This is a genomic window from Bradyrhizobium sp. NAS80.1 (assembly GCF_001908205.1).
In the GTDB taxonomy this organism is placed as follows: domain Bacteria; phylum Pseudomonadota; class Alphaproteobacteria; order Rhizobiales; family Xanthobacteraceae; genus Bradyrhizobium.
Window position 1 is genome coordinate 1 of record NZ_LGHL01000174.1, and the last position, 25,960, is coordinate 25,960.

At 64.7% G+C, this 25,960-nt stretch carries 24 protein-coding genes and 1 pseudogene; 5 read left to right on the plus strand and 20 right to left on the minus strand.

What is annotated here, in order from left to right; translation table 11 throughout:
* The 6 genes from AC629_RS33360 to AC629_RS33385 form a co-directional block, all read right to left on the minus strand.
* A partial coding sequence (locus AC629_RS33360; protein WP_084809047.1) for a M16 family metallopeptidase occupies window positions 1-1,316 on the minus strand: 1,316 nt, incomplete at its 3' end.
* On the minus strand, window positions 1,313-2,707 hold the full coding sequence (locus AC629_RS33365) for a M16 family metallopeptidase (RefSeq protein ID WP_502693071.1): 1,395 nt from the start codon (window positions 2,705-2,707) through the stop codon (window positions 1,313-1,315). The genes AC629_RS33360 and AC629_RS33365, both read right to left, overlap by 4 nt.
* 202 nt (window positions 2,708-2,909) lie before the next feature.
* Window positions 2,910-3,638, minus strand: a complete 729-nt coding sequence (locus AC629_RS33370) for a hypothetical protein (protein WP_084809048.1) — start codon at window positions 3,636-3,638, stop codon at window positions 2,910-2,912.
* A gap of 94 nt (window positions 3,639-3,732) precedes the next feature.
* Window positions 3,733-4,227 (minus strand): signal peptidase II, encoded by a 495-nt coding sequence (gene lspA / locus AC629_RS33375; RefSeq protein WP_084809049.1) that lies wholly within the window; start codon window positions 4,225-4,227, stop codon window positions 3,733-3,735.
* An 81-nt stretch (window positions 4,228-4,308) separates the two neighbouring features.
* Entirely contained in the window at window positions 4,309-7,308 is a 3,000-nt protein-coding gene (gene ileS / locus AC629_RS33380) for an isoleucine--tRNA ligase (RefSeq protein ID WP_084809050.1), read from the minus strand.
* Between the two features lie 202 nt (window positions 7,309-7,510).
* Entirely contained in the window at window positions 7,511-8,482 is a 972-nt protein-coding gene (locus AC629_RS33385) for a bifunctional riboflavin kinase/FAD synthetase (RefSeq protein ID WP_084809051.1), read from the minus strand.
* 227 nt (window positions 8,483-8,709) lie between these two features.
* On the opposite strand from AC629_RS33385, the gene AC629_RS33390 reads away from it, so the two are divergent.
* Window positions 8,710-9,105, plus strand: a complete 396-nt coding sequence (locus AC629_RS33390; protein ID WP_007596883.1) for a response regulator — start codon at window positions 8,710-8,712, stop codon at window positions 9,103-9,105.
* A gap of 187 nt (window positions 9,106-9,292) precedes the next feature.
* Here AC629_RS33390 and AC629_RS33395 read toward each other — a convergent pair whose 3' ends face one another.
* The 3 genes from AC629_RS33395 to AC629_RS33405 form a co-directional block, all read right to left on the minus strand.
* The gene (locus AC629_RS33395) at window positions 9,293-10,147 is read right to left on the minus strand and encodes a TIGR01459 family HAD-type hydrolase (protein ID WP_084809052.1); all 855 of its coding nucleotides are present in this window, start codon (window positions 10,145-10,147) and stop codon (window positions 9,293-9,295) included.
* Window positions 10,148-10,162: 15 nt separating this feature from the next.
* A complete protein-coding gene (locus AC629_RS33400; RefSeq protein WP_084809053.1) occupies window positions 10,163-11,641 on the minus strand; it encodes an EAL domain-containing protein in 1,479 nt (492 codons plus the stop codon).
* A 143-nt stretch (window positions 11,642-11,784) separates the two neighbouring features.
* Window positions 11,785-13,347 (minus strand): winged helix-turn-helix domain-containing protein, encoded by a 1,563-nt coding sequence (locus tag AC629_RS33405; RefSeq protein WP_084809054.1) that lies wholly within the window; start codon window positions 13,345-13,347, stop codon window positions 11,785-11,787.
* A gap of 121 nt (window positions 13,348-13,468) precedes the next feature.
* Here AC629_RS33405 and AC629_RS33410 point away from each other — a divergent pair, with 121 nt between their 5' ends.
* Window positions 13,469-14,308: a class I SAM-dependent methyltransferase gene (locus tag AC629_RS33410; protein WP_084809055.1), complete on the plus strand. Its 840-nt coding sequence runs from the start codon at window positions 13,469-13,471 to the stop codon at window positions 14,306-14,308.
* Window positions 14,309-14,368: 60 nt separating this feature from the next.
* On the opposite strand, the gene AC629_RS33415 is transcribed toward AC629_RS33410, so the two are convergent.
* The 6 genes and pseudogenes from AC629_RS33415 to uvrC form a co-directional block, all read right to left on the minus strand.
* The gene (locus AC629_RS33415; protein ID WP_084809056.1) at window positions 14,369-14,956 is read right to left on the minus strand and encodes a hypothetical protein; all 588 of its coding nucleotides are present in this window, start codon (window positions 14,954-14,956) and stop codon (window positions 14,369-14,371) included.
* An 89-nt stretch (window positions 14,957-15,045) separates the two neighbouring features.
* Window positions 15,046-16,005, minus strand: a complete 960-nt coding sequence (gene prmB / locus AC629_RS33420; RefSeq protein ID WP_084809057.1) for a 50S ribosomal protein L3 N(5)-glutamine methyltransferase — start codon at window positions 16,003-16,005, stop codon at window positions 15,046-15,048.
* Window positions 16,005-16,472, minus strand: a complete 468-nt coding sequence (locus AC629_RS33425; protein WP_084809058.1) for a molybdenum cofactor biosynthesis protein MoaE — start codon at window positions 16,470-16,472, stop codon at window positions 16,005-16,007. Before AC629_RS33425 ends, prmB begins: the two co-directional genes overlap by 1 nt.
* A 3-nt stretch (window positions 16,473-16,475) precedes the next feature.
* On the minus strand, window positions 16,476-16,727 hold the full coding sequence (gene moaD / locus AC629_RS33430) for a molybdopterin converting factor subunit 1 (RefSeq protein ID WP_084809059.1): 252 nt from the start codon (window positions 16,725-16,727) through the stop codon (window positions 16,476-16,478).
* Window positions 16,724-17,341 carry a CDP-diacylglycerol--glycerol-3-phosphate 3-phosphatidyltransferase gene (pgsA, locus tag AC629_RS33435; protein ID WP_084809060.1) on the minus strand — a complete coding sequence of 206 codons (618 nt, stop codon included), beginning with the start codon at window positions 17,339-17,341 and terminating at the stop codon, window positions 16,724-16,726. Before pgsA ends, moaD begins: the two co-directional genes overlap by 4 nt.
* Before the next feature lie 93 nt (window positions 17,342-17,434).
* Window positions 17,435-19,499 (minus strand): annotated as a pseudogene (gene uvrC, locus AC629_RS33440) (excinuclease ABC subunit UvrC).
* A gap of 248 nt (window positions 19,500-19,747) precedes the next feature.
* Here uvrC and AC629_RS33445 point away from each other — a divergent pair.
* A complete protein-coding gene (locus tag AC629_RS33445; RefSeq protein ID WP_084809061.1) occupies window positions 19,748-20,371 on the plus strand; it encodes an outer membrane protein in 624 nt (207 codons plus the stop codon).
* A gap of 256 nt (window positions 20,372-20,627) precedes the next feature.
* Here AC629_RS33445 and AC629_RS33450 read toward each other — a convergent pair whose 3' ends face one another.
* The 4 genes from AC629_RS33450 to AC629_RS33465 form a co-directional block, all read right to left on the minus strand.
* Complete coding sequence (locus tag AC629_RS33450; protein WP_008544396.1) at window positions 20,628-20,843, minus strand: cold-shock protein; 216 nt, start codon at window positions 20,841-20,843, stop codon at window positions 20,628-20,630.
* Between the two features lie 250 nt (window positions 20,844-21,093).
* Window positions 21,094-21,954, minus strand: a complete 861-nt coding sequence (locus AC629_RS33455) for a 23S rRNA (adenine(2030)-N(6))-methyltransferase RlmJ (RefSeq protein WP_084809062.1) — start codon at window positions 21,952-21,954, stop codon at window positions 21,094-21,096.
* Between the two features lie 123 nt (window positions 21,955-22,077).
* On the minus strand, window positions 22,078-22,779 hold the full coding sequence (locus AC629_RS33460; protein ID WP_084809063.1) for a ribonuclease T2 family protein: 702 nt from the start codon (window positions 22,777-22,779) through the stop codon (window positions 22,078-22,080).
* A 119-nt stretch (window positions 22,780-22,898) separates the two neighbouring features.
* On the minus strand, window positions 22,899-23,366 hold the full coding sequence (locus AC629_RS33465) for a hypothetical protein (RefSeq protein WP_084809077.1): 468 nt from the start codon (window positions 23,364-23,366) through the stop codon (window positions 22,899-22,901).
* 182 nt (window positions 23,367-23,548) lie between these two features.
* Between AC629_RS33465 and AC629_RS33470 the strand changes: the two genes are divergently transcribed.
* The gene (locus tag AC629_RS33470) at window positions 23,549-23,842 is read left to right on the plus strand and encodes a hypothetical protein (RefSeq protein WP_084809064.1); all 294 of its coding nucleotides are present in this window, start codon (window positions 23,549-23,551) and stop codon (window positions 23,840-23,842) included.
* Between the two features lie 43 nt (window positions 23,843-23,885).
* On the plus strand, window positions 23,886-24,416 hold the full coding sequence (locus AC629_RS33475) for a DUF3617 domain-containing protein (RefSeq protein ID WP_084809065.1): 531 nt from the start codon (window positions 23,886-23,888) through the stop codon (window positions 24,414-24,416).
* 141 nt (window positions 24,417-24,557) lie between these two features.
* Here the strand turns inward: AC629_RS33475 and AC629_RS33480 are convergent, their stop codons facing one another.
* The gene (locus AC629_RS33480) at window positions 24,558-25,946 is read right to left on the minus strand and encodes an ATP-binding protein (protein WP_084809066.1); all 1,389 of its coding nucleotides are present in this window, start codon (window positions 25,944-25,946) and stop codon (window positions 24,558-24,560) included.
* Window positions 25,947-25,960: the final 14 nt, after the last annotated feature.

The window sequence follows — 25,960 nt, forward strand, 5'->3', positions numbered from 1 at the left end:
CCGACGACGACGGTCAGGAGGCCCTGGCCCCAGAGCCGCTTGGCAGCCGCCTTGGCGTCGTCCAGCGTCACCGCGTCGACGATGGCGTTGCGCTTCTCGATATAGTCGATCGGCAGCTTGTCCTGCTGATATTGCAGCAGCGCCTGCGCGAGCTTCGAGGAGGTGTCGAGCGCCAGCATCTGCGAGCCCTTGAGGTACGACTTGGCCTCGTCGAGCTCCTTCTGCGTCGGTCCCTCCTCGGCGATGCGGCGCACTTCCTTCTCGATGGCGTCGATGGTGTCACCGGCGCGGTCGGCGCGGGTGCCGGTGTTGCCGATGAAGAGCGCCGAATGCTCCATCCACAGTAGCGATTCAAACACCGAATAGGCGAGGCCACGCTTCTCGCGCACCTCGTGATAGAGCCGCGAGGACAATCCGCCGCCGCCGAGGATGTGGTTGACGACATAGGCTGCCATGAAGTTCGGGTCGTTGCGTCTCACGCCGGGGCCGCCGAAGGTGATCACGGTCTGCGGCACGTCGAGCGGCACGAAGGCGCGCTGCGGCGGCTTTGCGGCCTGGACGTCGGGGACCGGCACGAGATTGGCCTTGGCTGGCAGGGCGCCGAAAGTGTGGTCGAGCAGCTTGCCGAGCGTGGCCGGATCGACATCGCCGACCACCGCGATCTTCAACGTGTCCTTGGCGAGCACGCGGCCGACATAGTCCTTCATGTCGGCGACCGTGATGGTCGGCACGCTGTCCAACGTGCCGTTGCTCTGCCGGCCGTAGGGATGATCGCCGAACGCGACCTCAAGGAACTTACGGCTCGCCAGCGAGCTCGGGTTGGTGGTCTCGCGGCGCAACCCCGAGATGACCTGCGAGCGGATACGTTCGACATCGGCGGTGTCGAAATGCGGTGAGGTCAGAGCGCTCCGCAACAGGTCGAAGGCCTCGTCCTTGTTGTCGCGCAGCATACGCAGGCTGCCGCGGAAAGTATCGCGGGTGGCGCTGAAGGAGAGCTCGATGGCGCGGCGGTCGAGCCGTTCATGAAACGTCTTCGAGTCGAGATCGCCGGAGCCCTCATCGAGGAGATCGCCGACCAGATTGGCGACGCCCGACTTGTCCTTGGGGTCCTGGGCCGAACCGCCGGCGAAGGAATATTCCATGGCAATCAGCGGCACGGTTGCGTCCTGAACGAACCAGGCCTCGATGCCGCCCGGCGATACCAGGTGCTGGATCTTTGCCGCGGCCTGCGACGACGAGACCGTAGCGAGCGCAAGCGCAGCGCCAGTGACGAAGGACAGCGCGAAGTGACGCGCGCGAAGGAAAGGATAGGTCACGAACGCTTCTCCTCGCGCTTGGTGGTCGTAGTGTCCTTGATCAGATAGCCCGTCACCGAGCGCTTCTTCTCGAGCCATTTCTGCGCGGCGGCGCGAACCTGCTCGGCGGTGACCGCGCGGATGCGGTCGGGCCAGCTTCGGATGTCCTCGATCGAAAGGCCCGTGCTCAGCGCGCCGCCATACCAGCGCGCCAGCACAGCCTGGTTGTCCTGGGCGTAGATCGCTTCCGCAATGAGCTGGGTCTTGACCCGCTCGAGATCCTCGGCGCGGATCGGGTTCTGCGCGACGTCGGCGAGTACGCCATCGATCGCCTGCTCGACCTCGGTAAAGCTGACGCCCGGTTTCGGCGAGGCAGAGATCGCGAACTGGGTCGGATCGAGCGAGATGCTCGAATAGCTGGCGCTGGCGGACACTGCGAGCGGCTTGTCGACGACGAGGGCGCGGTAGAGATAGGAATTGCTGCCGCTGCCCATCAGCTGTGCCAGCACGTCGAGAGCGGCGCTTTCGCCGGCCGCGGCCGTCGTCGCCGAGGGCACGAGATAATAGCGGCGCACGCCGGGCTGCTCGACGCGCGGGTCGGCCAGCGTGACGGTACGCGGTGCCGCTGGCTCCGGCTCCTGCGGACGGACGCGCCGCGCGGGGATCGCGGGCTGCGCAGGGATGGAGCCGAAATTGCGCTCGACCAGCGGGCGGACGTCGGCGGCTTCGACGTCGCCGGCGATGACGAGGATCGCGTTGTTCGGCGCGTAGAAGCGACGGTAGAAGGCGAGCGCATCCTCGCGATCGAGCTTCTCGATCTCCTGGTGCCAGCCGATCACGGGCCGACCGTAGGGATGGTTGAGATAGAGCGCGGCCATGATCTGCTCGTTGAGCCGTGCGTCCGGATTGTTGGCGACGCGCATATTGTACTCTTCGAGCACGACGTCGCGCTCGGGCAGCACGTTCTCGTCCTTGAGGATGAGGCCGGTCATGCGGTCGGCCTCGAACTCCATCATGGTCGGCAACTGCTCGCGCGGCACACGCTGGTAGTAGTTGGTGTAGTCGACCGAGGTCGAGGCGTTCTCGTTGCCGCCGACGCGGAGCACCGTCTGCGAGAATTCGCCGACCGGATGCTTCTCGGTGCCCTTGAACATCAAATGTTCGAGGAAGTGCGCGAGGCCGGATTTGCCCGGCGTCTCGTCGGCCGAGCCGACCTTGTACCAGATCATCTCCGTAACCACTGGCGTGCGGTGATCCGGGATCACCACGACCTGAAGGCCGTTGCTGAGCGTGAAGCTGGCAGGCGGGGCTGAGGTCACCGTGGTCTGGGCGAGCGCCGCGCCGGCCGAGAGGACACTCGTCGAGAGCAGCGCGGCAAAAAGGCAGGCGGCCGATCGGTAAGAGGACATCATGATCCTTAATGAAAGGCCGAGCCCGGATGTCCGGCTCGGCGGCACGGCATCGTACACCGTGCGGCTGAGGCTTCGCGTCACGAAGCAGAGAACTCAACTCGTAGGCAAGTTACTGATAAGCAATCTACAGACCGCGTCTGGCGTGCACGAGCGGCCGGCGTCAGGTTCGCGCCTTTCAGGATGTCGCGGTGGGACAGGAACGCTATTGTTCCTTGTCCTTGCCCGACATGATGTCGAAATAGGTCTTCTTCGTCGTGTCCTGCCCGGCGCCGTAGGCGTAGTTGGGCGACGGCGTCTGGTATCCGGGCGGCGGCTCGACCAGCGACTGGCGCGGGGGCTCGGTCGTGAATTGCTTGGACTCGGAGCTTTTGTCGCCCTTCAGCATGCCCCACAGACCGCCGGTGAAACCGAGTTGGGAGGGGCTGAGCGACGGGTTGGCGTTGGTGCCCGGCTGAATAGGATCATTGGACGTGCGTTCGGGTGCTGCCGTCCTGCCGGCGTTCATCTCGGCGGGTGTCAACGGCTGGGCGGCCTGCCAGTTCTCTGTCGCTTTTTTGGCCTTCTTTCGTGCGGCGATGGCTTCCTTGCGGCGCTTCTCCTCGGGGTCCTTGGGCCAGTTCGGAGCGGCCTGGGCCTGGGTCGCGGGAGGCGGAAGGTCCAGCTTTGGTGGCACGACCAGCGGGGAGCGCTCGCGGTATTCGATGCCGGGCTTCTCCATGCCCTTGGCGCCGATGCCGGACATCAGGTTGTCGATGAGCTTCTCTTCGAAGGTCATGTCATCATCGTCGCCATCACCATCGTCGCCGGCGCGGGCGGCGCCTGTCGACATGACGAGACCGATGCCGAGCGCGACAGCGGACAATTTCAACGCCCGCCAAAACCCCAACCGGGGATCTCGAACCATCGAACCGCTGGTCTCGGAGCTGCGCATCACTGTACCTGTTCCATATTGTGGCAGATTGCCGCGCGAACGCTGCCGACCCCTGCAAAAACAGGGTTCCACGGCCGGATCGTATCGGCCGGGATCAGGGCGCTTTTGCGGCGGGTACCCCCAGGAAGGAATCATACAATAGGGCCGCCACCCCAGCAACGATGGCCACGTCGGCGAGGTTAAACACGTACCAATTGAAGGTATTTCCGCCGATCTCGATGTGGAACAGGGCGAAATCGACCACCGCGCCGTAGGCCATGCGGTCGATGCCATTGCCGATGGCGCCCCCGATGATCAGGCCGAGCGCGACGGTCGCAAGGCGGGTGTGCGAGCGGGCCATCCAGATCGCCAGTGCGATCACCGCAACGGCCTTGACCGCCATCAGCGCAATCTGCGCCGCCTGGCTGTCGTTCTGCAGCCAGCCGAAGCTGATGCCGATGTTCCAGGCCAGCACCAGGTCGAAGAAAGGCGTCACCCTCACAACGCCCTGATGGGCGAGGTCGAACACGTTCAGCAGCCAGAGCTTTGAGGCCTGGTCGAGAATGACTGTGACGATGGCGGAGAGGATGCCGGCGCGGAGAGGGGTCATGGTGCAATGATCGCCACAAAGACTGCCGTCGTCCCGGCATCCGTGCGCAATTGCGCACCGGGCCGGGACGACGGTTGAACCTTACACTCCCACCCCCAGCGCCTTCCATTCGCGCAACGCCTTGGCGTCGCGCGGGGTGACGTCGGGGTATTCAGGATCCTCGCCGACCGTCGGCGAGATCTTCCAGGAGCGGGCGCATTTGGTGCCGACCGCCTTCTCGACCACCACGGCGACGCCGGGCACGGCATCGAGCCGGAACGCGGCCGCCGGCGCCTCGCCCTCACGCACCTCGTAGTTCGAGGTGATGCAGACTTCGGCGAGGTCGACGTCGAACAGCGTCGCCAGCATGCTGCGGTCGCCGACATAGATGACCGGCGAGGCCTCGAGCGACGAGCCGATGTTCTTGGCAGCGCGCTCGAGCTCCAGCGCGCCGGTGACGACGCGGCGAACGTTGCGGATCGCCTCCCACTTCGCGGCGAGCTTGTCGTCGCGCAAGCTCTCGAGATCCGCCGGGAACAGCGTCAGATGCACTGAGGGCTCGGCGTCGGGCCGGTACATGCGCCAGGCTTCCTCCGCGGTGAAGCTGAGGATCGGCGCCAGCCATTTCAGGATCGAGGCGCACAACAGGTCGATCGTAGTCAGCGCGGCCTTGCGCGTCAGCGACGACGGCGGATCGCAATAGAGCGTGTCCTTGCGGATGTCGAAGTAGAACGCCGAGAGCTCGCTGTTCAGGAAAGCGGACAGGATTGCGACCACTGTCTTGAAGTCGAACTCCTGGTAGGCCTTGTCGATCGCGGCGGCGCGCACCGCGAGCTCGTGCAGCATCAGCCGCTCGAGCTCCGGCATGTCGGCGGGCGCGACCGCATCGGCCGGCTTGTAGTGATGCAGCGTGCCGAGCATCCAGCGCACGGTGTTGCGCAGCTTGCGATAGGTCTCGACCGTGTTCTTCAGGATCTCCGGGCCGATGCGCTGGTCATCGGTATAGTCGCAGGACGCGACCCAGAGTCTTAAAATGTCGGCGCCGGACTCCTTGATGACGGCCTGCGGCTCGATGGTGTTGCCGAGCGACTTCGACATCTTGCGGCCGTCCTCGGCCTGGGTGAAGCCATGGGTCAGCACGATGTCGTAGGGCGCACGGCCCCGCGTGCCGCAGCTCTCCAGCAGCGAGGAATGGAACCAGCCGCGATGCTGGTCCGAGCCTTCAAGGTACATCACGGTGTCGGTGCCACCGTCGACCTTTCGCTTGATGCCGGCGAGACCCGGGAAGTGCACGGGGTCTTCGAGCACGAAGGCGTGGGTCGAGCCGGAATCGAACCAGACGTCGAGAATGTCGTCGATCTTCTGCCAGTCCTCATTGGCACGCGGGCCGAGGAAGCGCTCGCGCGCGCCCTGCGCGTACCAGGCGTCGGCGCCTTCCTTCTCGAAAGCTTCGCCGATGCGCGTGTTAACGGCTTCGTCCTGGAGGATCTCGGCGGAGCCGTCGCCCTTCTCGCGAACGAACACGGCGATCGGCACACCCCAGGCGCGCTGGCGCGAGATCACCCAGTCGGGGCGCGCCTCGATCATGCCGTTGATGCGGTTCTCGCCGGACGGCGGCACCCATTGCGTCACCGAGATTGCGCGCAGTGCGCGGGCACGCAGCGTGTCGCCGGACTTGGTCTTACCGCCGTCCGCAATGTCCTTGTCCATGGCGATGAACCATTGCGGCGTGTTGCGGAAGATCACCGGCTTCTTGGAGCGCCAGGAGTGCGGATACTGATGCTTGAGCCGGCCGCGCGCGAGCAGCATGCCTTTCTCAACGAGCGCCTTGATCACGGCCTCGTTGGCGTCGCCCTTCTCGCCCTTGTCGTTGATGACGCGTTTTCCGGCAAAGCCCGGAGCATGGTCGGTATAGGCGCCGTTCTCGTCGACAGTGTAGGGGATCGCGGTCGGGATGCCGCGCCCGTCGAGCTCGCGGGTGTTTGCCGTCCAGACGTCGAAGTCTTCGCGGCCGTGGCTTGGCGCGGTGTGCACGAAGCCGGTGCCGGTATCGTCGGTGACGTGGTCTCCGGAGAGCAGCGGCACGGTGAAGTTATAGCCGCCGCCGAGCCCCTTGAGCGGATGGGCGCATTCAATCGCGTCCATGGTGTCGCCGGGGATGTCGCGCACCTTCTCATAGGCGGTGACGCGCGCCTGCTTGAAGACTTCTGCAGCGAGCGCGTCCGCCAGGATCAGGTGATCGCCGGTCTTGGCCCAGTTGTCGGCAGGCGCGTCCGTGACCTTGTAGAGGCCGTAGGCGATCTTCGGCGAGAACGAGATGGCGCGGTTGCCCGGCAGCGTCCAGGGCGTGGTGGTCCAGATCACGACGCTTGCGGAGGCGAGCACGCCATGCGCGGGCGAGGTGACCGGGAATTTCACCCAGACCATGTCGGACGTGTAGTCCTCGTACTCGACCTCGGCTTCGGCGAGCGCGGTCTTCTCCACCACGCTCCACATCACCGGCTTGGAGCCGCGATAGAGCGTGCCGTTGGCGGCGAACTTCATCAATTCGCGGGCGATCTGGGCTTCGGCCGGATAGCTCATGGTGGCGTATGGATGATCCCAGTCGCCGATCACGCCGAGACGCTTGAACTCCTCGCGCTGCACGCCGAGCCAGTGCGTCGCATAGGCGCGGCATTCCCGGCGGAAATCGATCATGGCGGCGCTGTCGCGGAAGTCGGGCTTCTGCTTGCCCTTCTTGCGATAGTGCTCCTCCTCGACCTTCCACTCGATCGGCAGACCGTGGCAGTCCCAGCCCGGCACGTAGTTGGAATCGAAGCCGAGCATCTGCTGGCTCTTGGTGACGAGATCCTTGAGGATCTTGTTCAGCGACGTGCCGATATGGATGTTGCCGTTGGCATAGGGCGGGCCGTCATGCAGCACGAACTTGGCGCGGCCTTTCGCACTCTGGCGCAGCTTCTCGTAGAGGCCGATCTCGTACCAGCGCTTGAGGATCTCCGGCTCGCGCTGCGGCAGGCCGGCGCGCATCGGGAATTCCGTCTGCGGCAGGAACAGGGTTTTCGAATAGTCTTTGGCGTCGGACTTTTGCGGCTTTTCGGACATGAGGCTGACTGGCTCGGAAGGGCGCGGAAACGGATGGCGACTGGAATCGCGGGGTGAAACGACAAAATCCCGGTCTTGCGCCGAGCCGAAGGCTCAGGCGGAAGCCGGGCCGCTAATCCCTATGATGCGCCGCGCAAACATGGGCTCTCCATAGCAGGGGGGGCGGGGGAAGCGCAAAGGTCCGTCAGGCCGGTTTCCGGCCTCAATCGACGACGCCAAGCCTCGGAAATGCGTCGGGGGCGGCGGCCAGCATGGCGCGGGCCCGGGCGGAATCGTCGTCCATCTGGCGGATCAGGGCCTCCAGGCTGTCGAACTTCAGCTCCTCGCGGATGAAACCGACGAAGGCGCAGTCGAGCGCCTGCCCGTAGAGGTCGCCCTTGAAGTCGAACAGGAAGATTTCCAGAAGCGGCGCGCCATTATCAAAGGTCGGGCGGCGGCCGAAGCTTGCAACCCCGTCCAGCCGCTCGGTGCCGCGGCCGACCCGCACGGCGTAGATGCCGTGCTTCAGGCCGCAATTGCCGTCCAGACGGATGTTGGCAGTGGGGTAGCCGAGATCGCGGCCGCGCTTCTCGCCATGGATGACCTCCCCGGTGATGAACCAGGGGGCGCCCAGCATGGTGGTAGCCTCGTCGAGGAGGCCTTCGGCCAGTGCGATCCGAATCGCGCTGGAGGAGACCGGCCGCTCGTCGATATCGACGTGCGGCTGCACGTCGACCTCGATACCGAGCCGGGGGGCTTCGTTGACGAGGAGGCTCGGCGAGCCGACGCGCCCCTTGCCGAAATGAAAATCGTAGCCGACCGCGATTCCGCTGACGCCGAGGCGCCCGATCAGGTCATGGTGAATGAAATCTTGCGCGCTGGTTCCGGCGCGCGCCTTGTCGAAGGTCATCACCACGGCGCCGTCAAGCCCGGTGCCGGCCAGGAGCCGCAGCTTTGCGCGCTCGTCCGTCAGGCGGAATTGCGGAGTGTTGGGGCTGAAAAACCGGCGCGGATGCGGCTCGAAGGTCAACGCCAGCGCAGGGCGGCCATGCGCCCGGCCCATTTCCATGGCCGCCGCGATCACCGCCTGATGGCCAAGATGAACGCCGTCGAAATTGCCCATGGCGACAACAGCGCCCTTTAAAATCGCGGAATCCGGCGTGGTGTCGCGGATAACTGTAAAATGCGAAGCCATCGGGAAAATTCTCGCGCCGGGCAGGACGGGGGCGGGACCGTGGCTTGACCGGACGGATGAAGTCAAGCGGCGGGTGCGACCGCATTGAACATGATTTCAATCCTTGAGGGGCTTCCGCAGTTAACGCGCTGTTTAAAGCCTTGGTGCTAGTCCTTGAAACGTGGAACTGCGGGGCTGCCCGGCGGGTCCGATTGTAACATTCCTGGGTTTGCGTTGGGGGAGTCGAGATGGCGGTTGATTTGTCGATGTCGGTTCTGGTGGTTGATGACTACAGCACCATGATCCGTATCATCAGGAATCTGCTGAAGCAGCTTGGCTTCGAGAATATCGATGATGCCAGCGACGGTTCGGCGGCGCTGAACAAGATGCGCGGCAAGAAGTACGGGCTCGTGATCTCCGACTGGAACATGGAGCCGATGACGGGTTACGACCTGCTGCGCGAAGTGCGCGCGGATCCGAATCTCGCCACCACGCCGTTCATCATGATCACGGCGGAATCCAAGACCGAGAACGTGATCGCGGCCAAGAAGGCCGGCGTGAACAACTACATCGTCAAGCCGTTCAACGCGGCGACGCTGAAGACCAAGATCGAGGCGGTCTTCCCGGACATGGCGAGCGCGTAAGCGCGCGATCGAGGCCATCAGGCGAATTCGGAAGGCCCGGGCGGTTGTCCCGGGCTTTCTGTGTTGGGTTCGTCATTCCGGGGCGGTGCGTCAGCACCGAGCTATGCTATGGTGCGCGGTTGCGCGCCAGAGAATCTCGAGATTCCGGGTTCGCGCTATGCGTGCCCCGGAATGACCGTGTGAGGTGTCACCACTTCAATTCGCGCATCAGCGCCTTCGGCGGGTGGCCGAACAATTCCATCACCGATGTCGGGTCGAGCTGGTCGAGCCCCTCGAACTCCTCGGAATGGATGCCGCGGGTGACGAACAGGCAGTCGATGCCGAATTCGCGCGCGCCGGTCAGGTCAGTGCGGACAGAATCGCCGATCGCGAGCACCTTCTTCCGGTCGATCACGTGGCCCTGGCGTTCGCCGGCAAGCGCCATTGCGCGCTCGTAGATCGGCCGGTGCGGCTTGCCGTAGAAGATCACCTCGCCGCCGAGTTCGCGATAGAGCTCGGCAATCGCGCCGGCGCAATAGATCAGCCGGTCGCCGCGTTCCACCACGATGTCGGGATTGGCGCAGACCAGCGTCAGCTTGCGCTGGCGCGCCTTCAGCATCATGCCGCGATAGTCTTCCGCCGTCTCGGTCTCGTCGTCATAGAGGCCTGTGCAGACGATATAGTCAGCCTCCTCCAGCGGCGTGGTCACCGCATTGAGGCCGCGATAGATCGAATTGTCGCGCTCGGGGCCGAGCCAGAACATCTTGCGGCCGGGATGCTCGGCGACATAGAGCCGCGTCAGGTCTCCGGAGGAGACGATCGCGTCATAAGTCTCGTCGGCGACGCCGAGCTTGCGCAATTGCCGCTGCACAGAGTCAGCCGGGCGTGGCGCGTTGGTGATCAGGATCACCGTACCGCCGCGGCTGCGATAGGTGTGCAGCGCCTCGCAGGCTTCGGGGAAGGATTCAAGGCCGTTATGGACCACACCCCAGATGTCGCTCAGCACGACGTCCACGCCGCCCACGAGCTCGCGCAGGCTTTCGGCGAAATGTAGCGTGGTCATGATGCGTGCGGCCGATCAGATGCGACGCGCGAGCGCGGCGTTGCCAGTGGTGATGCGTTGTGCGGCAGACGCTGCAGATGTCGTGCCTGGGCTTGGGGGAGCGGAGCCATTGGATCCCTGAATGTCCTGCGCCTGGTTCGGCGAGGCCCCGCCGGTAGCAGATGCCCCCTCCGGCCGCAATGGCCGGGGCGGCGCGAACAGGAATCCCTGGCCGAACCGCACATCATAGTCGAGCAGGTCGATTACGGCGCGCTCGCCCTCGATCCGCTCGGCGATCAGGTCGATGCCGAAGCGGCCGAGCAGGTCCGACAGGTCGGACGGGTGGATGTCGGAGGCCGAAGCCTGCTTCGGATCGAGCAGCAGGGTGGCCGGCACCTTGATGAAGCGTACGCCGCGATCGGCGAGCTCGCGCGGCTCGACGCGCAGGTCGGTGACATGGTCGATCGAGAAGCGGAAGCCGCGCTGGGCGAGCGCTGCGAGATTCTCGGTCTCGGCCGGGCCGAGATTGCGGAAAGTCGACTGCTTGAACTCCAGCACCAGCGAGGGCGCCAGCGCCCGGTTGGCTTCGAGGAAGTCGAGACACTGCGAGAAGGTGGTGGAGTTGCCGAGCGTGGAGGCCGCGACGTTGCAGAACACGCCGACATCCTTGTTGCGCACCATCAGGCGGCGCAGCACCTGCACACAGCGCAGCATCACCATGTTGTCGATGCGCCCGATCAAACCCGAGGCCTCGGCGATGCTGATGAATTCTTCGGCGGCGATCAGCTGGTCGCGTTCGTCGCGCACCCGCGTCACCGCCTCGTAGAACCGCACCTTGCGCTGCGGCAGTGTCACCATCGGCTGCAGGAAGATGTCGATGCGATTCTCGTCGATCGCGCCGCGCAGCGTCGCTAACAACTGGGTCTGGTTGCGTCCGTTGGCGGTCTGGGCCTGGACCGGCGGTGTGGGCCGCGGCTCCGATGCGGGACGCGGGGGCGCCGCGGGACGTGGGGGCAGCGCGACCGGCGGCTCCGCGATCGTCTCGATCAGGTCGAGCGGCGTCGCCGGCTCCGGCTTCCCGGCCGGGCTTGCGGCTGGCGCCGGCGTGGCGTCGGCCAGCAGGTCTTCATGGGCCGATACGGTGGCGGCGAGGTGCTTCACCAGCCCGCCGAGTTCGTTGATCTCGCCGATCACCGACTGGATGCGGTCGGAATTGGTCGAATTGGACGAGGCGATGCGCCCCTCGATCGCGGCGAGCCGGCGGCCAAACTCGGCCACCTGGCGGGCGAGGTCGGCGGTGCCGCGCGACAGGTCGGCGATCTGGCCGCCGACGTCGCTGCGGTCGCGCAGCCGCATCGACACGGCGTTGTAGAGGATCAGGAAAGTCAGCGCGGTCAGCGCTACGATCGCGGATTCGGTCCCGCTGATGCCGGCGACCGAATAGAGCACAAGCCCGAGCGAGGCCGCGATCAGAACCATGCAGATGGCGATGAAGATCGTCGAAATACGAATCATGCCGCGCGTTACGCCTCAAGAGCTGACTGCCTCACCCGGGAAAACGCGGGTCGCGGTTCAAACCCCGTCACGCCTCATGCTCCCCCAAGCGGCATGACCTTAACATCATTGTTGATTCGAGGGATAGCGGCCTCTTTCGCGGCTCAAGTCAGGCCGGCCCGGCGAAAGCCTTCGAGGTAGTGCTCGCGGTCGGAAGCCAGCTTGATCGGCATGAACTCGGCGATCCAGGCCAGGGAGACGTTCGGCTGGGCCCGGCGCAGTTCCTCCAACGCGACGCGGGCGATCTCGGATTGCCCCGCCATGCCGGCGGCTGCGGTCAGAACCCGGTGCCCGCCGACGAAGTCGCTGCGCTGGCGCAAGGACTCCTGGGCAAGCCGGATGGCTTCCTCGTAGTCGCGGCCCAGGAAGCGGGCAAAGGCCGCGATGCCGAAATAGACCGGCGCGCATGGGTCGCGCGGGCTGAGGCGGATCGCCCGCCGCGCGGCCTCGTCGGCGTCCTGCCAGCGGCCGCAATAGCCGAGCGTCAGCCCATAATAGCCCTGCGCGAGCGCAAAGTTCGGATTGAGCCGCAACGCGGTCTCGAACTCGGCCAGCGAATCCTCGAAACGCCGCGCGAACAGGTAGACGTGGCCGAGCGCATTGTGCGCCCAGGCATCCTCATCGTCGGCGCGGATCGCGGCACGCGCGGCGCGCTCGGCGGCGGATATCGCGGTGGTCATCTCCATCCAGCCCATATGCGCGGTGAACATGTAGCTGGTGCCGAGCAGCCCGAGGGCCTTGCCGTAGTTCGGGTCGAGCGCGATGGCTTTTTCGAGCAGGGCTTGCGCCACGACGTGATCCTGCCGCGTCACGCGCCAGTAGTGAGAGAGGGCGCGCATCAGGAGGTCCCAGGCGTCCATGCTGTCGGGCGGCTTGCGCTGGGCGCGAAAGCTTTCGGCGGCGTAGAGCTGCGGTTCGATTGCGGCGACGATCGCTTCGGTGATCTCGTCCTGCACTGCGAAGACGTCGGCGAGCTTGCGGTCGTAGCGTTCGGCCCAGAGATGGCTGCCGGTGGCGACGTCGTTGAGCTGCGCGGTGATGCGGACGCGGTCGCCGCCCTTGCGGACGCTGCCTTCGACGACGTAGCGCACGCCGAGCTCCTCGGCGATCTGGCGCAGGTGAACCGTACGGCCTTTGTAGATGAAGGAGGAGTTGCGCGCGATGACGAAGAACCAGCGCAGCTTCGACAGCGCGGTGATGATGTCTTCGCTGATGCCGTCGGAGAAATAGTCGTGCTCGGCCTCGCCGCTCATATTTGTGAAGGGTAGAACGGCGATCGCGGGACGATCGGGTAGCGGAAATCCCGCCGGTGACGGGGCAGGCGGCTTGCCCGCCGCAGCCGGCTTCGCCGCGGCGGAGAGCTCGGTCACCTCGCCGACGAACCGCACGCCCTTGCGTGCGACGGTGCGGATCAGCCGCTGTTCCTCGCCATTGTCGTTGACCGCGCGGCGCGCCGCGTTGATCCGGCTGGTCAGCGTCGATTCCGAGACGACGCGGCCGTTCCAGATCGCATCGAGCAGATTGTCCCGTGTCACCACGCGCTCGCGGTTGCAGACGAGATAGGTCAGCAGATCGAACACCTGGGGCTCGAGCGCGACGAGCGTGTCCGCACGCCGCAATTCGCGACGCTCGGGGTCGAGCAAGAAATCCTCAAACTGAAACGTCACACTGCCGCCTCGGCTCCCGCTCGGAAATCAAGGTCCTCTCAGCGTAAAATAACGCCGCCCTCAAGGCCAGCGAGCCGCATGCGCCCTATCGTCCCGGCGCTTTCAACCGCAGGAGATTGCCATGTCGACGTCCGCAGCGCTCAAGCCAGCCGCAGCCCAACCCGATCTCGCCGCCGTCAAGCTGCGCCAGCACGGCGCCTGGTCGTCCGGCGACTATGCCATCGTCGGCACCACCCTGCAGATCGTCGGCGAACAGCTCTGTGAGGCGCTGGACCTTCGTGCTGGGAGCAAGGTGTTGGACGTTGCCGCCGGCAACGGCAATGCGACGCTGGCCGCGGCACGGCGCTGGTGTGACGTCACGTCCACTGACTATGTACCGGCACTGCTCAAACGCGGACGCGAGCGCGCGGCAGCCGAGCATCTGATGATCGAATTCCGCGAAGCGGATGCCGAAGCATTGCCGTTTGCCGATGCGAGCTACGACGTCGTGCTCTCGACCTTCGGCGTGATGTTCACGCCGGACCAGGACAAGGCGGCTTCCGAGCTTGCGCGCGTCTGCAGATCAGGCGGCAAGATCGGCCTCGCCAACTGGACGCCGCAAGGTTTCATCGGCCAGCTCTTCAAGATCATCGGCAAGCATGTCGCCCCGCCCGCGGGCGTGAAGTCGCCCGCGCTGTGGGGCACGCCGGCACGGCTTCGGGAGATGTTCGGCAGCCAGGCTTCGGAGATCGCCGCCGAGCCGCGGATGTTCGTGTTCCGCTACCGCTCGCCGGACCACTGGCTCGACGTCTTCAAGTCGTTTTACGGGCCGATGCTGAAGGCCTTCGCGGCGCTCGACGAGACCGGCCAGGCCGCGCTGCGGCGCGACCTCATGACGCTGCTCGGCGAGTTCAACCATGCCGACGACGGCACGGTCGTGGTGCACAGCGAATATCTGGAGGCAGTGATCACCAAGCGCTGACGCGCGGTCGAAGCGTGATCAGGCCGAGGCTCGGCCTGATCATCGTCATCCACCCGCATTTCAAGCGTCCAATCCGCGACCGTGGCGCCTGCGGCGCGCTGCCGTGAGGCCCAGCAGCCCGATCGCCGCGAGCATCAGGCCGAGTTGCACAGAACGGTTGGCGCGAGCCGGCGAGGCCTTGCCGCCATGGCCGCGTTTGTCCGGTGCGTGCGGCACCAGGGGAACCGTCGTCGCGACCTCCTTCACGGCCTCCTTGATCGTTCCGCGCGGGATACGCGGGGTGGTGATCGCCTCGCGCATACGGCTGGCAAGCGGCACGATCGGCCTGGTCGGACGCTTCATCTGAGCCATAGCCACTCCGGCGCAGGCTGCCGCCAGCACGAGGAGCGCGGCCGCGACGGCACCGAAGCCCCAGAATTGCCCGTAGGTGATTTCAATCCAGCGAAACAAGGCGATCAAACCAACGAATAAGGCCGCGATCAGGAACAGCCCCGCCACCGCGAACAGTCCCGCCGCAACCGCGTAGGATGTGGCGCGTCCCGTGGCCTGGCCGGTGCGGTCACGCAAGTAAGACCGGGCGGCGCGCCTGAGATGGTTGAATTTCAGCGCCACGCCAGTGCGCAGCAATTCGCCCGATGGCGCGAGCATGCGGACATCCTCCGAAAGCGAGACGTTTGCCGGGGGATGAACGTGGCGGAATCTGACTTGTTCCGCCGGAGCGCAGTTGCCGTGACGGATCAGCCGAGATCAGCGGCCGCGATCCAGAACACCTCTCCCTCGGACGCCTCGGTGTCCAGCCAGAGCAGCGGCAATTCCGGAAAAGCCTCGTCGACCAGTTCGCGGCCTCGGCCGATCTCGCAAAGCAGCCCGCCATCCGGCGTCAGGTGATCGAGCGCATCGCGCAGGATGCGGCGGACCACGTCGAGACCGTCGGCACCGCCATCGAAGGCGAGTTTCGGCTCGGCCCGGCATTCCGGCGGCAATGCAGCCATGCCGTCCGCATCGACGTAAGGCGGGTTCGTGATGATCAGGTCGTATTTGTTAGTGCCGAGCGGGGCGAACAGGTCGCCACGGTGGAGTGTGATCCGCTCATCCAGCCCGTGCTCGCCGACATTGCGCGCGGCGACTTCAAGTGCGCCCTTGGAGATGTCGACGGCATCGACCGCGGCGTTCGGGAAATGATGTGCGGCGAGGATCGCGAGACACCCCGATCCCGTGCAGAGGTCGAGCACGCTTTCAACGGCCGTGGGGTCATCGATCAGCGAGCCGACCTCGCCGTCACCGCCGAAATGCGAATCCAGGAGCTCGCCGATGAAGGAGCGCGGAACGATGACGCGCTCGTCGACATAGAAGGGCAGGCCGCGCATGTAGATCTTGTTGACGAGATAGGCGGCCGGTTTGCGCGTGGTGACGCGCTTCTGGATGAGATCGAGAAGGGCCTTGCCTTCCGCTGACGTGACGCGCGTGTTGGCAAAAACCTCGAACTGCTCGGGATGCAGATGCAGGGCCTCGCAGACCAGGAAGACGGCTTCGGCGACCGGATCGGTCGTGCCATGGGCAAAGGCGAGCTTGGCTTCGACGAAGCGGCTGACCGCATAGCGGACGAAATCGATCAGCGTAATAAGCTCGCCGCGCCCGACCTTCGCGAGCTTTGGTGTGGCGCGGCCGCGCGCGGTCTTCTTGGACGCTCTTGCCATCAGGATCGGGTCCAGCGTGCGGCGGCCTCGTCGTCACGGGCGTGGGCTTCGACCCAGCCGGTGCCGGTGGCGCTCTCTTCCTTCTTCCAGAACGGCGCGTTGGTTTTGAGATAATCCATCAGGAACTCTGCCGCCTGGAATGCTGCCTGACGATGCTGCGAGGCGGTCAGCACCAGCACGATGTTATGGCCGGGCAGGAAACGCCCGACGCGGTGGATGATGGTGACGCCGTTGAGCGGCCAGCGGGACACCGCCTCGTCGGCGTGGCGCCTGATCTCTTCTTCCGCCATGCCTGGATAATGTTCGAGCGTGAGCGCAGATATGTTCGCGCTGTCCTCGTCGCCGCGGCAGATGCCGGAAAAGCTCACGACGGCGCCGATGTCGGTGCGGCTCTGCGTCAGGACGGCGATCTCTCGCGCGATGTCGAAATCGTCTTGCTGGATACGGATGGTGACGGGGCAGGTCATGGCCTAGCCGCCGGTCATCGGCGGGAAGAACGCGATCTCGCGGGCGCCCGCGATGGCGGCGTCCGACTTGACGTGGGCATGGTCGATCGCGGTGCGGATCACCTTGGGCTTCTCGAACGCGTAGGCATAAGCCTCGCTCCGGCCGGACAGCCAGGCGATCAGCTCCTCGACGGTGCGCACCGTGGACGGTGGCTCGATCGTCTCCTCGGCCTTGCCGACGCGCTCGCGCACCCAGGCGAAGTACTTCACCTTCATTCCTCATCCTCCTTGATGAGGTGATGGATACCGGCGCGGAAATAATCGTAGCCGGTATAGATGGTCAGGATCGCCGAGGCCCAAAGCAGGAGGAGGCCGATCTGGGTCACGACCGGCACGACCTGGTCGCCGGCCTCGCCCGCAAGCAGGAAGCCGATCGCGACGAGCTGGACCGTGGTTTTCCACTTGGCGAGCTTGGTCACGGGCACGCTGACGCGGAGCGCGGCGAGATATTCGCGCAGTCCCGAGACCAGGATCTCGCGGCACAGGATCACGATGGCAGCCCACAACGACCAGCCATGGATGATGCCGTCGGCGGCCAGCATCAGGAGGCAGGAGGCAACCAGCAGCTTGTCGGCGATGGGATCGAGCATCCGGCCGAACGCCGATTGCTGATTCCAGATCCGCGCGTAATAGCCGTCGAGGTAATCGGTCACCCCGGCGCCGATGAAGATGGCCACCGCCACCCAGCGTAGCCACAGCGGGCCGTCCATGATCGACTGCGCGTAGATGCATCCGACCACGACCGGGATCGCGGCGATCCGGCCATAGGTCAGGATGTTGGGGAGGGACATCACGCGGCTGGTCGTCCCTCGTGTCGTGACGATGTTCATCAGTCCTACCAATACCGCCGGTGCCCTAAGGTCAACTGTCCCTCCCACATGGGGTGCGGGATGCGACGACCATATGACCCCATCCCCTTTAGTTCATCCCGGCTGGGGATGGAAATATTCGAAAATTCTACGGGCGCTTTCGGCGCTCACCCCCGGAACCTTGCCGAGATCGGCGATCGAGGCCCGTTCGATCTCCTTCAGGGTTCCGAAATGATGCAGCAAGGCACGTTTGCGTGACGGGCCGATGCCCGGAATCTCCTGCAAACCGGCCTCGCGGATGTCCTTTTTGCGCAGCTTGCGGTGCGAGCCGATGACGAAGCGGTGGGCCTCGTCCCGCAGCCGCTGGATGAAATAGAGCACGGGATCGCGCGGCTCCAGCTTGATCGCCTCGCGATCCGGCATGAACAGGGTCTCGCGGCCGGCATCCCGGTCCGGCCCCTTGGCGACCGACATCAGCGACACCTGGGTCAGGCCGAGATTTGTAAAGATCTCCCGGACGGCATTGAGCTGGCCACGGCCGCCGTCGATGATCACGAGGTCGGGCCATTGCGGGAAGTCGTCGTCCTTGGCCTTGGCCGCATTCTCCTCGAGCGGGTTGATGAGGCGCTTGAAGCGGCGCTCGAGCACCTCGCGCATCATGGCGTAGTCGTCGCCCGGCGTGAGCCCTTCCGACTTGATGTTGAACTTGCGGTACTGGTTCTTCACGAAGCCGTCCGGGCCGGCGACGATCATGGCGCCGACCGCATTGGTGCCCTGGATGTGGCTGTTGTCGTAGACCTCGATGCGCTTGGGCGAATGGGGCAGGCTCAGCGTCGCGGCCATGGCGTCGAGCAGGCGGCTCTGCGTCGCGGTATCCGCGAGCTTGCGGCCCAGCGCCTCGCGCGCATTGGTCAGCGCGTGGGCGACGAGCTCCTTCTTCTCGCCGCGCTTGGGCGCGATGACCTCGACCTTGTGGCCGGCCTTGATCGACAGCGCATTGGCGAGCAGCTCGCTCTCCTCGATCTCGTGCGAGAGCAGGATGTTTTTCGGCGGCGGCTTGTCGTCGTAGAATTGGGCAAGGAAGGAGCCGAGCACCTCCTCCGGTGTGAAGGTCTTCTCCGCGCGCGGGAAATAGGCGCGGTTGCCCCAGTTCTGTCCGGTGCGGAAGAAGAACACTTCGACGCAGGAGAAGCCGCCCTCCTGGTGGATGGCGAACACGTCGGCTTCCTCCACAGTGCGCGGATTGATGCCCTGCTGCGACTGGATCGCCGACAGTGCGGCGAGGCGGTCACGGTACAGCGCGGCGCGCTCGAATTCGAGCTCGCCGGATGCCTTCTCCATCTCTCCGGCAAGCTCCTGCTTCACCGCATGGCTCTTGCCGGAGAGGAAGTCGGTCGCCTCGCGCACCAGGGTCGTATAGCCGGGGAAATCGATTTCGCGGGTGCAGGGACCGGCGCAGCGGCGGATCTGGTAGAGCAGGCAGGGTCGCGTACGGCTTTCGAAAAAGGAATCGGTGCAGGAGCGGATCAGGAACGCGCGCTGCAAGGCGGTGATGGTGCGGTTGACGGCACCGGCGGAAGCGAACGGGCCGAAATAGCGCCCGGGGCGGGTCTGCGCGCCGCGGTGCTTCAGGATCTGCGGCGCCCAATGGTCGCCGGTGATCAGGATGTAGGGAAACGACTTGTCGTCGCGAAGCTGCACGTTGAAGCGCGGCCGGAGCTGCTTGATGAGGTTGGCTTCCAGCAGCAGCGCTTCGGTCTCGGTATTGGTCGAGACGATTTCCACGGTGACCGTGGCGGCGATCATGCGCAGGATGCGCGCGGGCAGCGGTGCGCTCTGGCGCGCATAGTTGGACAGGCGCTTTTTGACGTTCTTGGCCTTGCCGACATAGAGCACGTCGGCGTTGGCATTGAGCATCCGATAGACGCCGGGCGAGGTGGGGGGCGAGGCGGACCGCGCGCTCGATCGCCTCATGGCCCGTGGCCAGCGGCTCTTCGCCGACCGCGCCGCTCTCCTCCAGGATATCCGGCAGCCGCCCATCGTCCTCGTCGTCGCCGCCAGCGGTGGCGGGATCGAGGTCCGGCGGCGTCAGCCCCTCGGGCGGAGCGTCCGTCGTCGTGCCGCGCCGGGATTTGCGCGCGCGTGCGTCGTCCGGATTGTCGGTGGAATCGTGAACCATGGAGCGAATTTAGGCGCTGGGGGGCCCGATTTGAAGTTCCGGCCATGCCGCACGCACAGGATGGCGCGCGCGGTTCCCGGTAACGTTTCCTTAAGTCTGTTAACAGCGCGGTAACCGGACTTAACAGCCCTTTAACTTAAAACTCTCGATAAATCCGACGCGAAAAGTTCTTGGTTCCGTAACCATGCGGTTTTGCCTCGCGCGGCGGCGCAGGCATGGCGCGGGGTGCGATAATTGCGTTGGAGTGTGTGATGAGGTTCGTTGTGGGCGCAGCCGCGTTGGTTGCCGCCGGCTGGGTAGCTTCGGCGGGGGCCGCCGATCTCAGTTACGGGCAGCGTGCGCCCTATACCGTCAACCAGCCACTGAACGCCTATAGCTGGGCCGGTCCCTATCTGGGCGGCAACATCGGCTATGAATGGGGCTCGGTGGATAACAATCCCTCAAAGCCGTCCGGCTTTGCCGGCGGCATTCAGGCGGGTTACAATTTCCAGAACGGCCCGTGGGTGTTCGGCATCGAGGGCGACATTCAGGCCACCGGTGCCGACGGCACCTTCGCGCCGTGGAAGTTCTCCAATCCATGGTTCGGCACCCTGCGCGGCCGCGCCGGCTACGCCTTCAGCAACGTACTGTTCTACGGCACCGCCGGCCTCGCCTTCGGCGAACTGCGCGCGCAGACCTTTGGCTGGACGGAGTCGCAAACCACTGCCGGCTGGACCATCGGTGCCGGTGCGGAAGTCGGCCTCGCGCCGAACTGGAGCGCCAAGCTCGAATATCTCTACATCGACCTGTCGACGAGTCAGTTCGCAATTACAGGCGTGTCAAACGGCTATACCGCCAGCGTTGTGCGCGCAGGCGTGAACTATCACTTCTGATAGCCAAGAAAAAAATACCGGACCACAGCCTCCCGGCCGCTCGCGGCCGGGATTTTTTTGCGCCAGGCGTTTTGCGCCAGGCGTTTTGCGTCAAGCGTTTTGCGTCAGGTGTTTTGCGTCAGGTGTTTTTCGTCAGGCTCGCTGGAGCCCATTCCGTTCCGACGGAATCGGAACGAAGCTCCAGATTCTTACTCTGACGCGTCTTCTGGACGCGAACCGGTATCTACTTCGCTCGAAATGCTCTGCTCGAAACGCTCTAGGAGAGTATGACTAAATTGACCGCCTTAGGTCCCTTACCCTTCTTGTCCGGCTCGACTTCGAACGTGATACGCTGTCCTTCGGCAAGGTCCTTCAATCCCGCCCGCTCAACAGCGGTGATGTGAACAAAGACATCGCGACCGCCGTCGTCCGGCTTGATGAAGCCGTAGCCGCGCTCGCCGTTAAAGAACTTGACCGTTCCCGTCATGGCCATCGGGAAAACTCCCCCTCATTGCTCCTCCGTCGCGACGCAGACTCACGTCACGACATGACCGGGCCTTACGGAGCCCGGGAGCTGGCCATCCTTGCGCGGACTTTTCAGTCCGGTTGGATCTTTTTAGGCCTTCACTCCGCCGCAACCATTCGCGGAAGCGGAACGTAAAGCCAGTCACGAAAACAGCATAATACGGTTCTTTGCAGATTGACTACCGTTCCTGCATATTTTTCCCAAAGATGACCGGGTGTTACGCTCTCGGCACCTCTAATCGGAATCTGGCAGCGCCGCCTTGGCCGAGCGGCATTTCCAGCTCGGGCAGGATCGTCTTGAGCTCGCCATGCAGCGTGTACGGCGGATTGACGATCAGCAGCCCGGTGGAGGCGAGGGCCGCGCCGTCAAGCTGTGGCGCGACACTGAATTCGAGGCGCAGGCATTTTCCCGGCGGTTTTGCTCCGGCTGCGAGCCGCGCCACCAGTTGCGCCAGCGTGTCGGTGGCGCGACGGTTCTTGGCTGGATACCAGATTACATAGATACCGGTCGGCCATTTCGCGAAGGCTGTCGAGAACGCCTCGCCCAACCGTTCGAACTCGTCCTTCGCCTCGAAGGGCGGATCGATCAGCACCAATCCGCGCCGTTCCTTCGGCGGCACGAAAGCGGGCAGCGCCATCCAGCCGTCGAGATCGACCACACGGGCCTGTTCGTCGCGGCGGAGTACGTCGATTAGCGCCTTGCGCGCCTTTGGCTCAAGCTCGCAGGCAACGAGCCGGTCCTGCGGTCTGAGCAGGCCGCGTGCGATCAGAGGTGAGCCCGGATAGGCCTTGAGCTCGCCCTTCGGATTGAAGGCGCGGACGATGTCCAGATAGGGTTTTGTCAGTGCCACTGTCTCATTCGACAGGCGCGCCTGCATCAGCCGTGCGATGCCCGTCAGCCATTCGCCGCCGCGGCGGGCCTCGTCGCTTTCGAGGTCATAGAGGCCGGCGCCGGCGTGGGTGTCGATAATGCGGAACGCCCCCGGCTTGTCCTGCAGGTACGTGATGATGCGCGCGAGCACGATGTGCTTGATGACATCGGCGAAGTTGCCGGCGTGGAAGGCGTGGCGGTAGTTCATGGTGGAGAGTTACGACATCGCGCGATGAAAGTAACTGCCGTCATTCCGGGGCGATGCGGAGCATCGAACCCGGAATCCATTTCCAAGTCGCGCGCCGGGGAATAACGAACTGAGGACCTCGGTCTACCCACCCCGGATCGGCGGCATCGTCACCTGGTCGCGGCGGCAGGCGCGGCGGTCGAGCTCCTCGCAAGCGCGGAATTGCAGGTCCTTGCTAAGGCAGATGCGGACCTCGGAGAGTCGCGTCCGGTTGCACGTAACCGAGATGGCGGCAGTGCTCAGCCCCGGATTGGCCTTGACGAAGGCCTCCTCGACCTCGGCCGGCGCCACGGTCTTGGCCTGCGACAGATCGAGATATTCGGCCGGGATCTTCACCACCGCGCGTGCCTTGCGGATCGCCTCGAAATAATTGCGACTGTCGAGGCCGGAGCAGGTGCCGTGCTTGTCCCATTCGTTGAAGATCAGGCCCGGCGCGGGCATCAAATCGAGCATCGAGGAGACGATGTTGCGGTTCAGCCGCGGCGCAGGCCGCTGGCAATATTCGGGGAAGCCGTTCTCATATTGCGGCCACAGCCCGTGCACCACGAAAGAGTAGGGCCGTCCGCTGCACTGCATCTGCGAGCGCCCGCCGCCGCGGCCACGTTCCGAGGCCTCCTCGCAGAACGAGGGCGACCATGACAGCGACAGCACATAGAAATCAAATTCGCCGGGCGAATTCTGCCGCTTGTCCTGCGCCTTCGCACCGTCGGCCAGCAGGGCCAGCCCGGTGGCCAAGGTCAGCGAGATCATCAGGCGGCAGAACGAATGCAATCTAAAATGAAACATGGCGACGCCCCTCAACTAGACTGTGCAATGAGCCTAGCAGGCAACAAGAACATTTCAAGAACAAAATTCAAGTGGCCGCCCTTCGGCCGCTTGATCGGTCCGAAGCAGGGCTTCTCGAATCAGGGCCTGGCGGCGCGGCAGGCCGGATTGTACGCCCAGTTGCGGTCGAGGCCGACGACGCACCATTCGACGCTCTGGCCGTAACCGGCGAAGCCCCCATCCTCGATGATCGAGAAATGCACCTTGCGCATCTTGCCGTCATTGAGCATGGCATCGCCGGTGCAGTAGCGGCGCGGAATGTTGTCGGATTGCCAGGGTCGGAACGCAATCTCGTGAACGGCGGCGAAGCCCGTGATCTTCAACGAGGAATTCCAGAACGAGCTTTCCTTCTCCGAGAACTGGGTCGCGATTGTCGGCAGCGCCTTGTCGCAATCGGCGACGATGCCGTCATAGCGCGGTCCGCTCAGCCAGAAGTTCAACTCCAGCGGATTGGCGGCCTTGGCCTCGCCGAGCGACAGCGCCCCGAACATGAGGCCGAGCACGGCGGCAAAGCGGAGCGATTTCAGGGAGGTCGAGAGGGCGCGCATGGGCAATCCGAAGGTGCGGGTCTGCGAAGCTCGAACGGTGCCGCGAAGGCCGGAGGAGGTCAAGTGCAGCGCGGCAACACTTGCTGACGAGTTGACCATAACGTCGCAGCCGGCGGGGCTTCTGTTCTTTTCACTTCCATCCCGGCACCGTAAACTGGCGCCAACCAACTGGAGTAACGGGAATGCGAATCATTGCGGCCGCGGGCCTTCTCGCCCTGGGTATGATGGCGAGCCAGTCGGCGCGCGCTGACATCCTTCCGGTGCCACCGTTCAAGGGCAACGACACCGGCGGCATCATCGCCTACTCGATGGCCGCCCAGGTCGATGCGCGTCAGGTCGCGGTCGATCACTGCGCGCAGTACGGCAAGGTGGTCAAATTCCTCGCAGTGCAGGCCTATGAGGGCGGCTACATCTCGTTCTCCTGCCGCTGGGTGCCCTATGGCGCCGCCGAACGGCCGATCCGCACGCTCTACTGAGACGTTTTTATAGCGCCCAGTCTATCAGCCGGGAGTCGCTTGCATGACGCGCAAACTTGCTTTGCTCGGCTCGGCTGCTTGCCTTGCATTGTCTGCCGGCGCGGCCTGCGCTGACGATCTGCCAGTACGCAAGGCTGGCCTGTGGGAATTGAAGATGGTCAGGACCGGCTCGTCCATGCCCGAGATGACCATGCAGCATTGCACCGACGAGACCGTCGACAAGGAGATGAACAACAACGTCTCGCCGATGGCCAAGCAGATCTGCTCCAAGCAGGACGTCAAGAAGACCGCAACCGGCTATGTCAGCGATTCCGAGTGCAACGTCGCCGGCGTCAGCACGACCTCGCATGCCGAGATCACAGGTGATTTCAACTCGGCCTATACGGTGAAGACCTCGTCGCATGCGCAAGGCGGCGTCGCCGGCGCCTCGGGGCGCGATACCACCATGACTCTCGAGGCCAAGTGGTTGGGGGCCTGCAAGCCGGAGCAGAAGCCCGGCGACATCGTGATGCCCGGCGGCTTCAAGATGAACGTGCGCGACGTCGAGAAGCTGAAGAGCCTGCTGCCGAAGTAGGTGAGAGATCGTAGCGCAACTGCTGCGCTCCCTCGCCCCGTTCTTACGGGGAGAGGGTTGGGGTGAGGGGCTCTATCCGCGAATCTGGTGAGAGTCGGATCGAATTCGACCTCTCCCCGCAAGCGGGGCGAGGTAAGAAAGCTACACGGGTATCCGCACACTTGCCCGTAGTCCGCCCATCGGGTTGTCGCCGAGCGTGATGTCGCCGCCATGCGAGCGGGCGATGTCGCGGGCGATTGCAAGGCCAAGGCCCGTGCCGCCTTCGTCCTGGTTGCGGGCGTTGTCCAGCCGCAGGAACGGCTTGAACACCTCCTCGCGTAAGTGGGCGGGAATGCCCGGTCCGTCGTCGTCGACCGTGACGGTCAAATATCGGTGATCGCGCTGGCCGGTGATGGCGATGGTCTTGCCGTAGCGCGCGGCATTGGTGACGAGGTTGGCGAGGCAGCGCTTGAATGAGGCCGGCTTCACCGTCACCACGGGCAGGCCGTGGAACGCCACGGTTGCGGTGTGGCCGTGGCGTTCGGCGTCGCTGCGTAGCTCCTCGAGCGCCTGCGCCATGTCGGTCGGCTGCGACTGCTCGCCGGAATCGCCGCGGGCAAACGCAAGGTAGTCCTCCAGCATCATCGACATTTCATCGACGTCCTTGCGCATCCCCTCCAGCTCGGGACTGTCGCCGATCAGCGCCAGCTCGAGCTTGAAGCGGGTCAGGATGGTGCGCAGATCGTGGCTGACGCCGGCGAGCATCGCGGTGCGCTGCTCCATCGTGCGCTCGATGCGCGATTTCATTTCGAGGAAGGCGACCGCCGCGCGCCGCACTTCGCGCGCGCCTCTGGGGCGGAAGTTCGGCGCCTCGCGGCCCTTGCCGAAACTTTCTGCGGCGTCGGCAAGCCGCAGGATCGGCCTGATCTGGTTGCGCAGGAACAGCACCGCGACGATCAGGAGAATCGAGGACGTCCCGACCATCCAGAACAGGAAGATCTCCGAGTTCGAGGCATAGGCTGCGCTGCGCTGCGCGAACACGCGCATCACGGCGTCGTCGAGCTGGATGCGGATCTCGACGAGATTGGAGCGGCCGACCGTGTCGATCCAGAAGGATCGCCCGATCTGGCGGCCGAGTTGCACCGACAGCGTCTGGTCGAGCAGCGAGAAAAACGGTTTTGGTCCCGGCGGCGGCATGTCGCCGGGGGGCAGGAAATCGACGACGAGGCCGAGGCGCTGCTGGGCGATGCGGCGGATCTGGTCACGGTCCTTGTCTTGCGGATAGCCCTTGTAGACGTCGATGAGCGCGGCGATGTCCTGAACCACTGCGGCCGACAGGCGGCGCGTCACCGTGTTCCAGTGCCGCTCCATGAACACGAAGGCGACAACCGATTGCAGTATCACCATCGGCACGATCATGATGAGGAGCGCGCGGGCATAGAGGCCGGTCGGCATCCAGCCCTTGAACGCATTGCCCATCCAGCCATTGGCGGCGGAGACGCGGCCGGCGGCGCTCTTCAAAAGCGTCAGGCCGGTATCGATCGTGCTCATCGGTCGCGCTTCAC

Bases quoted from the DNA above. Each gene is read 5' to 3' on its own strand.
- ileS (WP_084809050.1), bottom strand. From the start codon at position 7,308: ATGTCCGAAAAGCCGCAAAAGTCCGACGCCAAAGACTATTCGAAAACC.
- AC629_RS33455 (WP_084809062.1), bottom strand. From the start codon at position 21,954: ATGAACTACCGCCACGCCTTCCACGCCGGCAACTTCGCCGATGTCATC.
- AC629_RS33415 (WP_084809056.1), bottom strand. From the start codon at position 14,956: ATGCTCGCGCCATCGGGCGAATTGCTGCGCACTGGCGTGGCGCTGAAA.
- AC629_RS33425 (WP_084809058.1), bottom strand. From the start codon at position 16,472: ATGACCTGCCCCGTCACCATCCGTATCCAGCAAGACGATTTCGACATC.
- AC629_RS33370 (WP_084809048.1), bottom strand. From the start codon at position 3,638: ATGCGCAGCTCCGAGACCAGCGGTTCGATGGTTCGAGATCCCCGGTTG.
- AC629_RS33480 (WP_084809066.1), bottom strand. From the start codon at position 25,946: ATGAGCACGATCGATACCGGCCTGACGCTTTTGAAGAGCGCCGCCGGC.
- moaD (WP_084809059.1), bottom strand. From the start codon at position 16,727: ATGAAGGTGAAGTACTTCGCCTGGGTGCGCGAGCGCGTCGGCAAGGCC.
- AC629_RS33400 (WP_084809053.1), bottom strand. From the start codon at position 11,641: ATGATTCGTATTTCGACGATCTTCATCGCCATCTGCATGGTTCTGATC.
- AC629_RS33470 (WP_084809064.1), top strand. From the start codon at position 23,549: ATGCGAATCATTGCGGCCGCGGGCCTTCTCGCCCTGGGTATGATGGCG.
- AC629_RS33450 (WP_008544396.1), bottom strand. From the start codon at position 20,843: ATGGCCATGACGGGAACGGTCAAGTTCTTTAACGGCGAGCGCGGCTAC.
- AC629_RS33390 (WP_007596883.1), top strand. From the start codon at position 8,710: ATGGCGGTTGATTTGTCGATGTCGGTTCTGGTGGTTGATGACTACAGC.
- lspA (WP_084809049.1), bottom strand. From the start codon at position 4,227: ATGACCCCTCTCCGCGCCGGCATCCTCTCCGCCATCGTCACAGTCATT.
- AC629_RS33410 (WP_084809055.1), top strand. From the start codon at position 13,469: ATGTCGACGTCCGCAGCGCTCAAGCCAGCCGCAGCCCAACCCGATCTC.
- AC629_RS33475 (WP_084809065.1), top strand. From the start codon at position 23,886: ATGACGCGCAAACTTGCTTTGCTCGGCTCGGCTGCTTGCCTTGCATTG.
- AC629_RS33385 (WP_084809051.1), bottom strand. From the start codon at position 8,482: ATGGCTTCGCATTTTACAGTTATCCGCGACACCACGCCGGATTCCGCG.
- prmB (WP_084809057.1), bottom strand. From the start codon at position 16,005: ATGGCAAGAGCGTCCAAGAAGACCGCGCGCGGCCGCGCCACACCAAAG.
- AC629_RS33460 (WP_084809063.1), bottom strand. From the start codon at position 22,779: ATGTTTCATTTTAGATTGCATTCGTTCTGCCGCCTGATGATCTCGCTG.
- AC629_RS33365 (WP_502693071.1), bottom strand. From the start codon at position 2,707: ATGATGTCCTCTTACCGATCGGCCGCCTGCCTTTTTGCCGCGCTGCTC.
- AC629_RS33395 (WP_084809052.1), bottom strand. From the start codon at position 10,147: ATGACCACGCTACATTTCGCCGAAAGCCTGCGCGAGCTCGTGGGCGGC.
- pgsA (WP_084809060.1), bottom strand. From the start codon at position 17,341: ATGAACATCGTCACGACACGAGGGACGACCAGCCGCGTGATGTCCCTC.
- AC629_RS33465 (WP_084809077.1), bottom strand. From the start codon at position 23,366: ATGCGCGCCCTCTCGACCTCCCTGAAATCGCTCCGCTTTGCCGCCGTG.